We start from the raw sequence: 13,377 nt of genomic DNA on the forward strand, positions 1-13,377 counted from the left end.
TGGCATCGGCGACCGGTGCCATACGAACCTCCCCCCGAACTGGCCGGACTCTCGCTGAGCGAGATCGCCGCGCTCGCCGAAAGCCGCCGCCTTCCCCCGCTCGACCAGTGGTCGCCCGCGCACAGCGGCGAGAGCCACATGCGCATCCTCGCCGATGGAACCTGGCTGCACGAAGGCAGCCCGATCACCCGCCCCGCCATGGTTCGCGCCTTCGCCACGCTGCTGATGCGCGATGCCGATGGCCAGCACTGGCTGGTCACCCCGCACGAGCGGCTGGCCATCGCGGTCGACGATGCCCCCTTCCAGGCGATCGACCTCGAGGTGCGCCACGATCCGGCCAATGGCGAGCCGGTGCTGGCGTTCCGCCTGAACACCGACGATGTCGTGATCTGCGGGCCCGATCATCCCTTGCGCGTCGCCGGCACGGCCGACCTGCCGGCCTTCTACCTCGCGGTGCGTCACGGCACCGAGGCGCGGCTCAACCGCAGCACGTATGGCCAGCTGATCGACCATGCCCTGACCGTCTCCCCGGCCGAGGCGCTGGCGGTGCGCAGCAAGGGCGCGGCCTTCGCGCTGGTGCCCGCCGCATGAGCCAGTCGTTGTTCGACCGGCTGAATACGCTTTACCTGACCGGCCACGCCGGCCCCGCCCCCGACCTGATCGACGACTGGCGCGTTGTGCCCGACGGCCTGCGCCCTGCCGCGGTATTGATCGCGATCACCGATCGCGTCGGCCATGGCGACGGCCCCGGCGTGCTGCTGATCCATCGCCCCAGCCACATGCGCGCACATCCCGGGCAGGCCGCCTTCCCCGGCGGCAAGATCGAGCCAGGCGAATTGCCGGTGGAGGCGGCGCTGCGCGAGGCGAACGAGGAACTGGGCATCGACCCCGCCATGGTTCGCGTGATTGGTGCGACCGACCGCTATCGCACGGGCACGGGCTACGACATCACGCCGGTGCTCGCCGTGGTGCCCGAAGGCCTGCCGATCAAGCCGAACCCCGCCGAAGTCGCCGGCTGGTTCGAGCCGCCACTGTCGCTGCTGCTCGACCGGCGTGGCCACGGCTGGATCGAGGCCGAATGGAACGGCCAGAAGGGCCGCACGATCGAAATCGTCTGGCAGGGCCACCGAATCTGGGGCGTGACCGCGGCGATCATCGCCAACCTGGCCAGGCGTCTGGCAATCGCGGACACGGCATGACAACGCTCCCCGCCGCGCCATGGACCCAGCGCGAAGACCTCGCCGCGCTCGTCGCCGCGCTCGACCCCGCCGGCGAGGGCCTGTGCCGCTGGGTGGGCGGTGCGGTGCGCGACACGCTGCTGGGGCTGCCGGTCAAGGACATCGACATGGCCACCCGCCTGCTGCCCGCGCAAACGCAAGCCCGGCTGGAGGCCGTCGGCATCCGCCAGGTGCCCACCGGCATCGCCCACGGCACAATCACGGCGGTGCTCGCCGGCGGACCGGTCGAAGTGACCACGCTGCGCCGCGACGTCGAGACCGACGGGCGGCACGCCACGGTGGCCTTTGCCAGCGAGTGGCGGGACGATGCCGCGCGGCGCGACTTCACGATCAACGCGCTCTACGCCGATCCGCGCAGCCTTGCGATCAGCGACTATCACGGCGGACTGGACGACCTCGCGGCCCGGCGGCTGCGTTTCATCGGTGATGCCGAGCAGCGCATCCGCGAGGATTACCTGCGCATCCTGCGCTATTTCCGCTTCCAGGCGCGGTTCGGCTCGTTGCCCGCCGATGCCGAGGCCGAGCGCGCCTGCGCCGCGCTGGCGGCCGGGATGAAGGGGCTGTCACGCGAGCGAATCGCGAGCGAGCTGCTCGGGCTGCTGGCGCTTCCCGATCCGGCGCCGACCCTGGCCCGCATGGCCGAGCTTGGCGTGCTGGCGCATGTCCTGCCCGAGGCAGACCCTGCCGCCCTGCCCACTCTGGTGGCGGTCGAATCGCGCGAGGGCCTGGCACCCGACGCGCTGCGCCGCATGGCAGCCCTGCTCCCGGCCGATCCGCCGGTGGTCGATCAGGTCGCCGCGCGGCTGCGCCTCTCGTCCGCACAGCGCAAGCGCCTGGCTGCGGCCGCCGCGCGGGGGGCGGAGGATACCGAGCAGAACCCGCGCACGCTGGCCTACCGTCTGGGCCGCGCGGAGGCGATCGACCGCCTCGCCCTGGCCGGGCGCGGGGTAGAGTCGCTGGCCGGATGGGACATCCCCCGCCTGCCGCTCAAGGGCGGGGACATCGTGGCGCGCGGCGTTGGCGCCGGCCCCGACGTCGCCCGCGCCTTGCGCGCGGTCGAAGGCCGCTGGATCACCGAAGGCTTCCCCGACGCGGGCCGCGTCGCCACGCTTCTGGACGAATATCTCGCCGGGCAGGCGTTGCCCCCAGACTGACCTCTTGGCGCCTGACCCTTTCGCGCCGGCCCCTCGGCCCCTCTGGCGAATCCGGTTTCATCTGCTATCGCCGGGGCATGACCGAGACCACCGACACCGCCGCCCGCTGGAGCCTTGCCATCCATGGCGGCGCCGGTGCCATGACGCCCGAGATCATGGACGCCGCCATGGCCGCCGAATACGAAGCCGCGCTTGCCACGGCGCTGGAGGCCGGCGCCGCCGTGCTGCGCGATGGTGGCAGCGCGCTCGATGCCGTCTCGGCAGCAGTCTCGGCCCTCGAGGACGATCCCCATTTCAACGCAGGGCGCGGCGCGGTGTTCACTTACCACGGCACCAACGAACTCGACGCGGCGATCATGGACGGGCGCAACCGCGCGGCGGGCGCCGTCTCGGCAGTGACGCGCACGCGCAATCCGGTGCAGCTGGCGCGCGTGGTGATGGAACAAGGGCCGCACGTCTTCCTCGCCGGCGCAGGCGCCGAGGAATTCGCCCGCGACCACGGCATGGCCGAGGTCGATCCCGCATGGTTCGCCACCGCGGAGCGCCGCTGCCAGCTCGATGAGTTCAAGTCGCGCAAGGACGGCTGGTTCGATGCCGATCTCAAGTTCGGCACCGTCGGTGCCGTCGCACGCGATGCAAACGGCGACCTTGCCGCCGCGACCTCGACCGGCGGCCTCACCGGCAAGCGCTGGAACCGCATCGGCGATTCGCCGGTGATCGGGGCTGGCACTTATGCCGACAACCGCGCCTGTGCCGTCTCGTGCACCGGCACAGGCGAGGTGTTCATCCGCGTCGGCGTGGCCCACGAGATCGCCGCGCGCATGCGGCTCGCCGGCGAAGACGTCGCCACCGCAACCCGTGCGGTGCTGGGCGAAGTCGGCCACCTCGGCGGCGTGGGCGGCATCATCGCCGTCGACGCCGAGGGCACGCTGACGCATGCCTTCAACACCAACGGCCTCTATCGTGGATTTGCCGACCACACCGGCCGCGCCGAGGTGGGAATCTTCGGCCCGGCCTGAAGCCTCAGAACACCTGAGCGCAGAGCGCGAGGTTGTCCTGCATCAGTGCCCAGATCCGGTCCTGCGCGGCGACGATGGTCGCGCGCGTCTGGTCCGGATCGGCGGCCACGCCCTCCATCCCCGCGATCAGTTCGTCGCGGAAGCCCGGCTCGCGGATGTCCACGCCCCAGTCGGTGCGACCGATGTCCTCGAGGAAGTAATTCATCTTGGGGTGCGACGAGAGCGTGAAGATCGGCCGCTTGAGGCCGAACGGAACCATCTGGCCGTGCCCGCGCATGCCGATGGTAAGGTCGGTCGACAGATAGAACTTCACGATTGCCGGCACTCCGGCATGGGCGATGTCGACCACATCGAAACCCAGGCCGAAGCGACGCAGCAGCGGCAGGAAGAACCGGTCCCGCGGATCGTGGATCGCGACCGTGACGCGCCAGCCCTTGTCGGCCATGTGCCGTGCGGCGTCGGCGATGTCCTTCACGCACTCCTCGACCCGCCCGTTGAACCGCCGCTCGACGCGGTCGTAAGCCAGGTTGATCGACAAGTGCCGGCCGGTCGCGGGCGCACTGACGACATCGGGCATGAGGTGCGACAGCACGGTGGTTGGGCAAGGCTGGTGGCGCAGCTTTGCAGCCAGTTCGGGAGGCAGGTGTTCGCTGAGCGAGCGGATCGACCCGGTGTTGCGCAGGCCCACGAAGACCGACTTGCGCACCGTCTCGACCACATGCTCGGCAAATCGTTCGGCAAAGCCGGACTGGCCATGGAAGTTGTTGTATCCGACGGCATTGAGGACCAGCGGCCGCTCGAGCCGGCGCAAGTCTTCGATGGCGATGTTCCACTGCCAGCCGGACAGGCTGCCCGAGACCGAATCCGGAATGATCAGACCGCCGCCCCCGACGACGACGGCCTTGGCCCGCGCGTTGATACGGTCGATGTCGGACGCAGCGACGGCGGAGCGCACCGGCAGCCGCGTCCAGTTCTGCGGCCCGAACCGCGTGTCGAACAACTGCCGCGTAGCCGTGAACAGCGCCGTATCACCCGCATTGCCATTGCGGTGCACGCCATAGTGGACAACGCCGCCGGCGGGCATGCCCTTGAGCCGGAACGCGCGCAGACGTCCGCGCTCGGCCGCCGCGCTCGCGGCGCGGGCCGGGAAGCCGGCGGGGTCCGTGCGCAACGCTTTCCAGATCTTGCCCAGCACGATGATTCCCCCCTGCGACAAAATAACCGGTCGCCTCGCGTATCGGGAATGCCCCGGCCGGCGTCCCAGGTCCAGTCCGCGCCTATACTGCATCGCACAAAAATGAAGTTCGCACCATTGTGGTTGCTTATTACAGCTGATACATCCGATTTGGATCTGGTTTTTGGTCAGTTCCACGGGAGCCAGTACAATGCTGCGACCGGGCAAAAACATTGCACAATTGACCGGCCTGCGCGGCATTGCTGCGTTGGGGGTGGTACTCCACCGCGCCGCGAACCAGCTGGGCGGCGACTGGTACCTGCGCGGCCAGCCGATGGTCGACGTGTTCTTCGTCCTCTCCGGCTTCGTCATGTCGTACGTCTATCTCGCCAAGGGCCCCGTGGCCTGGCCGGCGTTCGCCCGTGCGCGATTTGCCCGGATCTATCCGCTCCATATCGCGACCGCGCTGGCGATGGCGCTCGCCGGCGTCTTGCTGGCCCGCGCGTCGCACCAGCCGGCCCCCGATTGGGTAAACCCCACCCAGGCCCTGCGCGAAGCCACGCTGACCATGGCCATGCCGGTCTTCGGCGCGGACAAGCTGTGGAATTTTCCCGCCTGGTCGATCTCGGTCGAATGGTGGGTCTATTTTACGCTGTTCCCGCTGCTGGCGATCCACGGCACGCGATTGTCGACACGGCAAGCCGCGATAGTCTGGCTGGCGAGTGCGGTCGTGCTCGTTATCGTGCTGCACTTGGGCCTCGGCAAGTCGACCCGTGGCTGGCCAGCATTCGGCCGCGCGCTCGTCGGCTTTGCCGGAGGCTGGGTTGCCTGCCGTTTCGCCACGGGAACGAACCTGCGCCTGCGCGATCGCACCGTCGACTTGCTGTGCCTGGCCACGGTCATCGGCATCTACGGCACCGCGCCGCTAATCGACGACGATGCCTGGTACCTGATCCTCGTCTATCCGCTGGTGATCTTCGGTCTCGCGACCTCGGGCGGACATGCGGTACGCCTGCTGTCCAGCCGCCCGGTCGTATGGCTGGGCGACATCAGTTTCTCGATCTATCTCGTCCACTCAATCGTGCTGAACGTGTTGCAGGCAGCCGATGGCCGGATCCTGTCACTCGATACGCGGCTGGCGTGGATGGTCGCGCTGACGGGTGCGACGCTCGTGGTTGCGCCGGTGAGCTACTACCTGTTCGAGGTTCCGATGCGCCGGCTCCTGACCGGCAAACCGGCATTTTCCAGATCCAAACCGATCATCCGCACGGCCTAGGGCAAGTGCCGGTTTCTATTCGCCTTGCGACAGGACCTGTTCGACTAGCCACAGGCGGATGGCGCCGGCAAGCCCGCAGGGGGTGGGGCTGGCGATCCGCTCGGCGTCGATCCGCGCAACCAGCGCGTTGATCGGTACGCCTTCTGCGTCGGCGGCGCGACGCAGCCAGTCCCAGAACAGCGGCTCGAGGCTGATCGAGGTCTTGTGTCCGGCGATCTCGACCGAGCGCTTGACCGGGGGATGGTAGATCTCTTGCATGGTTCGAACAGGGGGGGCCAGAACCGGGGAGACGGGACCGGCGCCGCGACGGGCACCGGTCCCGCGCCGTTCAGTACATGTGCTGCCCGCCGTTAATCGACATCGTCGACCCGGTGACGAAACCGCCGTCTTCCGAGGTCAGGAAGGCGACGCCGCGGGCGATTTCGCTGGCCTGACCGAGACGGCCGGTCGGGATGCGCGCGACGATCTTTTCCAGCACCGCTGCGGGCACGGCCGCGACCATGTCGGTGTCGATGTAGCCCGGCGCGATGGCATTGACCGTCACGCCGTACTTGGCGCCTTCCTGCGCCAGCGCCTTGGTGAAGCCGTGGATGCCCGACTTGGCGGCGGCATAGTTGACCTGGCCATATTGGCCGGCCTGGCCGTTGATCGAGCCGATGTTGACGATGCGGCCCCAGCCGCGCTCGCGCATGCCCGGGAACGTCGCCTTGGCCATGTTAAAGCAACCGCCGAGGTTGATGCGCATCACCTCGTTCCAGTCGTCGTAGTTCATCTTGTGAAGCACGCCGTCGCGGGTGATGCCGGCATTGTTGACGACGATGTCGACGTCACCGACTTCGGCGGCGACGCGCGCGCAACCGTCCTGCGTCGCCTCGAAGTCACCGACGTCCCAGCGATAGGCCTTGATTCCGGTGCGGTCGGTGAACGCCTTCGCCTTCTCGTCGTTACCGGCATAATTGGCGACCACGGTACGCCCCTGCTCCTGCAGGGCGACGCAGATCGCCTCGCCGATACCCCGTGTTCCGCCCGTTACGATGGCCACTCGCGTCATTTACGGCACTCCCGTGTACTGCCTGTTCCCAAGCCGATTTTACAGGGCGCTAGGCTAGGGTTGTGACGCCGCTGCGACAAGCCTTTGCGTAACGGATCGATAAATTACTGCGACCGTATTCGATAAGAGTCGCGCAAGGTAACCGAACATTGCTGGCGCCCATGGCGCAGGCAGACAGCCACAAAAAAGGCCCGCCAAAGGCGAGCCCTGATTGATGCGATGCGGCATTCCGGATCAGAACCGGAACTGGGTTCCGAGATAGACGGCCTGGCTGTCCTGCTTGCCATCGGTCAACGGGCGCAGGCGATCGCGATCGGACGAATAGCGGATCCCCGCCGTTACATCGAGATTGCGGGTCAGGCGATAGCTGCCGCCAAAATCGACTTGGTAATTGCCCTGCGATTCCAGCGTGCGCGGCGAACGACCCGCGCGTTCCTTCTCGTCGAGCGCAATGCGCGGCGAGAGACGGCTGGGCGTGTCCGAGACCGAGGCGGCGTTCCCCGAAGCAGCGGCGAAATGGCTGATGTCGGGCATGTCGATGCGCTGCACGTCGCGGGCGAAGCTGGTGCCAAGGCCGCCGGTGCCGGCAAAGCTCTGGTAGCCGCGGGCCATGCCGAGGTTGAAGGCGTTGGGCGCGATACGCAGCGGAGCGGCCGCACCCGGTGCACCGCCCAGACCACCAAGCACGCCGCGCACCGAAATGGCGCGCGTGGCCTCGGGGTTGATGCGCACCGCGACGGTGATCGCACGCTCCGAACCATCGTCGGAGCCGGCGGGCGTGAAGCGGAAGACGCGGCTGGGTGCCACGCCGCGAACGGTGATGGCGGCGGCAAGCCGCGCATCGGCCGATGCCGGGGTGAACGAGCCGATGCCGCCGCGCGCCGCGAGGCTGACACGGGCAAGGGGCTGGAAAGTGCCAGTGACGGCGCTGCTGACGGTGGGTGCAAGAACAAGGCCGGCAACGATGCAGGTTGCCGCAAGCAACGGCATGCGGACGAGGCTGCGCGTTGCGCCCCTTTTCGCCTTGCTGCTGCCCTTGCCCGCCATGATCGTCCTGCTTCCTGTCCTGCCTGTTTGCCCCGCCAGCCGACGTAGCGCGACAGTGTAACCGTTTTCGAATCGCCCGGTTCCGGGCCATCCAGACTTGTCTTCGCCGCGTCTTTCCGCGTCCCTGATCCCATCGCCAAACGACGGAAATGTGACACGGGCATGACGCCTTCATCCCAAGTAACGCAGAAGCGCCTCGATTTCCAGATTCGCGGACAACCCTGATGCAACGATTTTCGATCTGTGGCCCTGAAGTGACAGCCCGGATGCGGTTCACCCGCAGTTCACGGCAAGACGGGCTGGACTGCGCCTCGCGACACCCTCGCGCGATCCTTTGGCGGCAGCCAAGGCCGCCCATGGCCCGCCCTCGGTCCCGCACGGTGCAACCCGCTTGCCGCGCGGCGCACCGGGGTGATAGAGGCTTGCCCCAAGCGTCGTGCGGAGGCACGGCCGATCATCATGCCCGCGCGCGGACAATGGCGCGAAGGGCCAGACAGGACAGGAATGAAGTGACGACCAGCGCCTCCGACCAGAACCGGTCTTTCGCCCCCGCAACCGCTGCTGGGCGTACCCGGACCACGATGCGTCATCCCGCCATGCGGGCCATTGCCATTTCCGCGCTCGCCCTGGCTCTCGTGGGTTGCGCCGGCCACGGCAAGCATGTCGGCAAGAACAAGGGCGCCAAGGGCAAGCCCGAACTCGCCGCCAGCCGTGTCACCACCATCGGCGTCAATGCCTACCTGTGGCGCGCCAGCCTCGATTCGCTGTCGTTCATGCCGCTCCTGCAGACCGACAGCAACGGCGGCGTCATCGTCACCGACTGGTACGCCAACCCGCGCAACCCCGGTGAGCGCATGAAGGTGACGGTCTCGATCCTCGACCAGGACCTGCGTGCCGACGCGCTGCGCGTCGCCGCCAGCCGTCAGGTCAACCAGGGCGGGGCCTGGGTCGATGTGCCGGTGCAGGCCGCCACGGTCCAGAAGCTCGAGGACGTGATCCTGACCCGCGCCCGCGACCTTCGCCGTCAGGCGATGCCCGCAGGTTGATCCCCTGGCCGGCTGATACCTCGCCGGCTGATAAGGAATTAGGGCGGCACGCGCTTGCGATAAGGCGTGCCGCCACCTAAAGCGCGGGGCATGACTTCCGCTCCTGCCGAACCCGTCCGTTTCGATCCCGCTTCCGCCGACGTGCACTGGCAGAAGGTGTGGGACGAACAGCAATCCTTCCGTGCCGACGACCAGAGCAACAAGCCGCGCAGCTATGTGCTCGAGATGTTCCCTTATCCTTCGGGGCGCATCCATATCGGCCACGTCCGCAACTATACCATGGGCGACGTGCTGGCGCGCTACAAGCGCATGACCGGCCACGAAGTGCTGCATCCGATGGGCTGGGACGCCTTCGGCATGCCGGCCGAGAACGCCGCCATGGAAAAGGGCGTGCACCCCGGCGGCTGGACGCGCGAAAACATCGCCAACATGAAGGCGCAGCTCAAGCGTCTGGGCTTCGCACTCGACTGGAGCCGAGAGATCGCGACCTGCGAGCCCGAATATTATGGCCACGAACAGGCGCTGTTCCTCGACCTCTATGCCGGCGGGCTCGTCTATCGCAAGGAATCGGCGGTCAACTGGGACCCGATCGACCACACCGTGCTCGCCAACGAGCAGGTGATCGACGGACGTGGCTGGCGCTCGGGCGCGCTGGTCGAGAAGCGCAAGCTCAACCAGTGGTTCCTCAAGATCACGGACTTCGCCGACGAGCTGTTGGCCGGCCTCGGCAGCCTCGACAAGTGGCCCGAGAAGGTCCGCCTGATGCAGGAAAATTGGATCGGCAAGAGCCAGGGCCTGGAGTTCGGCTTCACCCTGTCGAACGGCGAGCGTCTCGACGTCTACACCACTCGCCCGGACACGATCTTCGGTGCGAGCTTCGTCGCCGTGGCCGCCGATCACCCGGTCGCACAGGCGGCCGCCGCGGGCAACCAGGCCGCACTCGACTTCATCGCGCTGTGCAAGCAGGGCGGCACGACTGCCGCCGAGCTGGAAACTGCCGAGAAGCTGGGCTTCGACACCGGCCTCACCGCGGCGCATCCGTTCACCGGCGCCCCCTTGCCCGTCTACATCGCCAATTTCGTGCTGATGGACTACGGCACCGGCGCGATCATGGCGGTGCCCGGCCACGACCAGCGCGACTTCGACTTCGCGACCAAGTACGGCCTGCCGATCCTGCGCGTCGTCGCCGCTGACGCAGCCGAGGCCGACGCCCCCTTCGGCAGCGAAGCCGAGGCCGGCGACGGCGTGCTGGTCAACTCGCAATTCCTCGACGGGATGGCGGTCGCCGAGGCCAAGAAGGCGGTGATCGCCCGCGCCGAGAGCGAAGGCTGGGGCCAGGGCCGCACGGTGTGGCGCCTGCGCGACTGGGGCGTCAGCCGCCAGCGCTACTGGGGCACGCCGATCCCCTTCGTCCACTGCGAGATCTGCGGCGTGGTGCCGGTGCCCAAGAAGCACTTGCCCGTCACCCTGCCCGAGGACGTCGATTTCTCGGTGCCGGGCAACCCGCTCGACCGTCACCCGACCTGGAAGCATGTCGACTGCCCGCAGTGCGGCCACCCCGCGCGGCGCGAGACCGATACGCTCGACACCTTCGTCGACAGCTCGTGGTACTTCCTGCGCTTCGCCAGCCAGCCGGCCGACCGCCCGTTCGACCCCGAAGTCATCAAGCAGTGGCTGCCGGTAGAGCAGTACATCGGCGGGATCGAGCATGCGATCCTGCACCTGCTCTATGCCCGCTTCTGGACCCGAGCGCTGGCCCGTATCGGCAAGATCGAGGTGACCGAGCCCTTCGCCAGCCTGTTCACGCAGGGCATGGTCACGCACGAGACCTACTCGCGTGTCGACCCCGCCAATGGCCAGCCGATCTGGTATGCCCCGGCGGACGTGACGCGCAGCGGCGATGGCGCCAGCCTCAAGGCGGATGGCCAGCCGGTCGAGATCGGCCGCGTCATCAAGATGTCGAAGTCGAAGAAGAACGTGGTCGACCCCGACGACATCGTCGCGCGCTATGGTGCCGATGCGATCCGCTGGTTCATGCTGTCGGACAGCCCGCCCGAGCGCGACCTGCCGTGGTCCGAGGCCGGGATCGAGGGTTGCGGCCGCTTCGTCCAGCGGCTGTGGCGCCTGTTCGGCCAGATCGATGCAACCGCCACCGGCGAGGAGAAGGCACTCGATCGCCGCGTCCACCAGACCGTCCATGCCGTGGGCCAGGACATCGAATCGCTGGGCTTCAACAAGGCCGTGGCGCGCATCTACGAACTGACCGCCGCGATCGAGAAGGCGGCGCCCTCGGCCAGCCGCAACGCCGCGATCCGCAGCCTGCTGCTGCTGGTCTCCCCGATGATGCCGCACCTGGCCGAGGAAGTCTTCGCGCGTTTTGGCGAGGGCCTGGTGGCGGATGCAGCCTGGCCGGCGGTCGACCCGGCCCTGCTGGTCGACGACGAGGTGACCGTGGCGGTTCAGGTGAAGGGCAAGCTGCGCGACACCCTGACCGTCGCCAAGGGAACCTCGAAGGAGGACCTCGAGGCGCTTGCGCTCGCATCCGACAAGGTGCAGCGTGCGATCGACGGGGCTGACGTGAAGAAAGTGATCGTGGTGCCCGACCGGCTGGTGAACCTTGTTGTCTAAGCGCCTTTTCGCCCCCCTCCTCGCCGTCTCGTGCCTGGCGCTCGCCGGGTGCGGGCTGCAGCCCATGTATGCCGGCGGCGGCAGTGGCGCCGTGGCCCGGGCAGCCGCCAGCGTCGATGTCGCGCCGATCGCCGGCAAGTCGGGCTGGCTGGTGCGCCACGCGCTGTCGGACCGGCTTGGCTCGTCGGGCGAGGCCGCGGCCTATCGCCTCGATGTCCGCCTCGATGAAAAGCTGCAGGGCCTGGGCCAGCTGTCGGACGATACCATCACGCGCGAGCGGCGCACGATGCGCGCACGCTACCAGCTGGTGAACGTCGCGACCGGCGCGATCGTCCTCGATGCGACTGCCACCGCGGATGCCGGCCTCGACGTGGTGTCGAGCGAATATTCGGTGATCGCCGCCGAGCAGACCGCGCAGGAAAACCTCTCACGCGAACTGGCGGACCAGATCGTGACGCGCGTCGCTACGCGGCTGCGCGAGGCAAGCCGCGGCGAAGCGCCGGTCGTGGTCCCCGCGACCGCACCGCCGCCGGCACCGGCCAATGCGCCGCTGGTCGCACCGCCACCGCTGGCCCCGGGCGTGGCCGAGGCTGCCAAGCCACCCGCCGACCCGCAGTAAGGATCCGATCGCGGTGAAGGTCCAGTCGCGGTGAAAGCAACGCAGAAGACCTTTGCCGGCATGGCCGCGCGGGCCGCGCAGACCTGCCGCGTGTTCTATTTCTGCGGGCCGGACGAGGCGGGCGCGGCCGATGCCGCCGCCCGCATTGCCGCGCTGCTGGGCGATGCCGAGCGCGTCGAACTGGCCGGTGCGGAATTGCGCCGCGATCCCGTGCGCCTGGCCGACGAGGCCCGGTCGGTCTCGCTGTTCGGCGACGTACGCCAGATCCATGTCCGCACCGCCGGCGACGAGGCATTCGACGCGGTCGAAACCCTGCTGGCCAGCCCGGTCGATGGCTGGCCGGTGGTGATCGTCGCCAGCGCCGCCACCGACAAATCCCGCATCGCCAAGCTGCTGGCCGATAGAGGCGATGCGCTGGTGGGCATGTTCCATCCGCCGGACCTGCGCGCCGTGGTCGACGGCGTGCGCGACATGGCGGGGGCAGCGGGCCTTCGCATGACCGGCGACCTCGCCGAGCGGATCGCGCGTGCGACGGGACTCGACAGCCGCATGGCACGAAGCGAGGTGGAGAAGCTGGCGCTCTATCTCGATGCCAGCCCGGCCGCGCCGCGCACCGTCGATGCGGCGGCGCTCGATGCCGTGGGCGCCAGCACCGACGACGATGGCATGATGCCGGTCGTCAACACCATCCTGTCCGGCGACTCGCGTAACCTCGGTACCGAACTGGCCCGGGCGCGCGAAACCGGAATGAATCCGGTCGGCCTGCTGCTGGCTTTCGAACGTCGTGTCGCGCAATTGGCACAACTCGCCGGGCGAATGGGGCCGCGTAGCGATATCAACGCCTTCCTCGAACAGGAGATGGCGGCGCGCCGTGTATTCTTTCGAGACAAACCGGATCTCGCGATCCAGCTGAAGCGGTGGCGCGGAAAGCGTCTCGAAAGATTGCTGGAACGGCTGATATCCTTGCATCGCAGCCTCTTGTCCGACAGCCGCAATGCCGATCTCCTGCTCAGCCACGCCTTGGCCGAAATCACCCGCGCCGCCGCGCGATGAGCCCATTGCCGATGGATTTTTTCGGCAATCCGGCATAAGTGGGCGTACTTGCCAATACTACGAGACTCTGTA

At 68.1% G+C, this 13,377-nt stretch carries 13 protein-coding genes; 9 read left to right on the forward strand and 4 right to left on the reverse strand.

The window, feature by feature from the left end:
- The first annotated feature begins 15 nt into the window (after positions 1–15).
- From V7Q48_RS12215 to V7Q48_RS12230, 4 genes are all read left to right on the forward strand, one after another.
- Entirely contained in the window at positions 16–591 is a 576-nt protein-coding gene (locus tag V7Q48_RS12215) for a DUF1285 domain-containing protein (RefSeq protein ID WP_333838446.1), read from the forward strand.
- Positions 588–1,199, forward strand: a complete 612-nt coding sequence (locus tag V7Q48_RS12220) for an NUDIX hydrolase (RefSeq protein WP_333838447.1) — start codon at positions 588–590, stop codon at positions 1,197–1,199. Before V7Q48_RS12215 ends, V7Q48_RS12220 begins: the two co-directional genes overlap by 4 nt.
- Positions 1,196–2,392 (forward strand): CCA tRNA nucleotidyltransferase, encoded by a 1,197-nt coding sequence (locus V7Q48_RS12225; protein ID WP_333838449.1) that lies wholly within the window; start codon positions 1,196–1,198, stop codon positions 2,390–2,392. The genes V7Q48_RS12220 and V7Q48_RS12225 overlap by 4 nt, the downstream gene beginning before the upstream one ends.
- A gap of 77 nt (positions 2,393–2,469) precedes the next feature.
- Positions 2,470–3,411, forward strand: coding sequence for an isoaspartyl peptidase/L-asparaginase family protein (locus V7Q48_RS12230; protein ID WP_333838450.1), 942 nt, complete (start codon positions 2,470–2,472; stop codon positions 3,409–3,411).
- Positions 3,412–3,415: 4 nt separating this feature from the next.
- Here the strand turns inward: V7Q48_RS12230 and V7Q48_RS12235 are convergent, their stop codons facing one another.
- Positions 3,416–4,606: a polysaccharide pyruvyl transferase family protein gene (locus tag V7Q48_RS12235; protein WP_333838452.1), complete on the reverse strand. Its 1,191-nt coding sequence runs from the start codon at positions 4,604–4,606 to the stop codon at positions 3,416–3,418.
- 190 nt (positions 4,607–4,796) lie between these two features.
- Between V7Q48_RS12235 and V7Q48_RS12240 the strand changes: the two genes are divergently transcribed.
- A complete protein-coding gene (locus tag V7Q48_RS12240) occupies positions 4,797–5,861 on the forward strand; it encodes an acyltransferase family protein (RefSeq protein ID WP_333838453.1) in 1,065 nt (354 codons plus the stop codon).
- A gap of 15 nt (positions 5,862–5,876) precedes the next feature.
- Here V7Q48_RS12240 and V7Q48_RS12245 read toward each other — a convergent pair whose 3' ends face one another.
- The 3 genes from V7Q48_RS12245 to V7Q48_RS12255 all read right to left on the reverse strand — a co-directional run bounded on the left by V7Q48_RS12245 (position 5,877) and on the right by V7Q48_RS12255 (position 7,902).
- A complete protein-coding gene (locus tag V7Q48_RS12245; protein WP_333838454.1) occupies positions 5,877–6,119 on the reverse strand; it encodes a ribbon-helix-helix domain-containing protein in 243 nt (80 codons plus the stop codon).
- 70 nt (positions 6,120–6,189) lie between these two features.
- Entirely contained in the window at positions 6,190–6,912 is a 723-nt protein-coding gene (gene phbB / locus V7Q48_RS12250; RefSeq protein WP_333838455.1) for an acetoacetyl-CoA reductase, read from the reverse strand.
- A 234-nt stretch (positions 6,913–7,146) separates the two neighbouring features.
- Positions 7,147–7,902 (reverse strand): hypothetical protein, encoded by a 756-nt coding sequence (locus V7Q48_RS12255; protein ID WP_333838456.1) that lies wholly within the window; start codon positions 7,900–7,902, stop codon positions 7,147–7,149.
- A 638-nt stretch (positions 7,903–8,540) separates the two neighbouring features.
- Between V7Q48_RS12255 and V7Q48_RS12260 the strand changes: the two genes are divergently transcribed.
- The 4 genes from V7Q48_RS12260 to holA all read left to right on the forward strand — a co-directional run bounded on the left by V7Q48_RS12260 (position 8,541) and on the right by holA (position 13,305).
- Positions 8,541–9,005, forward strand: a complete 465-nt coding sequence (locus V7Q48_RS12260) for a DUF3576 domain-containing protein (protein WP_442947133.1) — start codon at positions 8,541–8,543, stop codon at positions 9,003–9,005.
- Between the two features lie 90 nt (positions 9,006–9,095).
- Positions 9,096–11,633: a leucine--tRNA ligase gene (gene leuS / locus V7Q48_RS12265; protein WP_333838460.1), complete on the forward strand. Its 2,538-nt coding sequence runs from the start codon at positions 9,096–9,098 to the stop codon at positions 11,631–11,633.
- Positions 11,626–12,252: an LPS assembly lipoprotein LptE gene (lptE, locus tag V7Q48_RS12270; RefSeq protein ID WP_333838461.1), complete on the forward strand. Its 627-nt coding sequence runs from the start codon at positions 11,626–11,628 to the stop codon at positions 12,250–12,252. The genes leuS and lptE overlap by 8 nt, the downstream gene beginning before the upstream one ends.
- A gap of 30 nt (positions 12,253–12,282) precedes the next feature.
- Positions 12,283–13,305, forward strand: coding sequence for a DNA polymerase III subunit delta (gene holA / locus V7Q48_RS12275; RefSeq protein WP_333838463.1), 1,023 nt, complete (start codon positions 12,283–12,285; stop codon positions 13,303–13,305).
- Positions 13,306–13,377: the final 72 nt, after the last annotated feature.

The sequence above is a fragment of the Novosphingobium sp. genome (genome assembly GCF_036803765.1).
Lineage (GTDB): Bacteria > Pseudomonadota > Alphaproteobacteria > Sphingomonadales > Sphingomonadaceae > Novosphingobium.

Excerpts from the sequence above, each read along its gene's own strand:
- V7Q48_RS12230 (WP_333838450.1), top strand. The coding sequence starts at position 2,470 with ATGACCGAGACCACCGACACCGCCGCCCGCTGGAGCCTTGCCATCCAT.
- V7Q48_RS12245 (WP_333838454.1), bottom strand. The coding sequence starts at position 6,119 with ATGCAAGAGATCTACCATCCCCCGGTCAAGCGCTCGGTCGAGATCGCC.
- leuS (WP_333838460.1), top strand. The coding sequence starts at position 9,096 with ATGACTTCCGCTCCTGCCGAACCCGTCCGTTTCGATCCCGCTTCCGCC.
- V7Q48_RS12260 (WP_442947133.1), top strand. The coding sequence starts at position 8,541 with ATGCGTCATCCCGCCATGCGGGCCATTGCCATTTCCGCGCTCGCCCTG.
- phbB (WP_333838455.1), bottom strand. The coding sequence starts at position 6,912 with ATGACGCGAGTGGCCATCGTAACGGGCGGAACACGGGGTATCGGCGAG.
- V7Q48_RS12255 (WP_333838456.1), bottom strand. The coding sequence starts at position 7,902 with ATGCCGTTGCTTGCGGCAACCTGCATCGTTGCCGGCCTTGTTCTTGCA.
- V7Q48_RS12220 (WP_333838447.1), top strand. The coding sequence starts at position 588 with ATGAGCCAGTCGTTGTTCGACCGGCTGAATACGCTTTACCTGACCGGC.
- V7Q48_RS12240 (WP_333838453.1), top strand. The coding sequence starts at position 4,797 with ATGCTGCGACCGGGCAAAAACATTGCACAATTGACCGGCCTGCGCGGC.
- V7Q48_RS12225 (WP_333838449.1), top strand. The coding sequence starts at position 1,196 with ATGACAACGCTCCCCGCCGCGCCATGGACCCAGCGCGAAGACCTCGCC.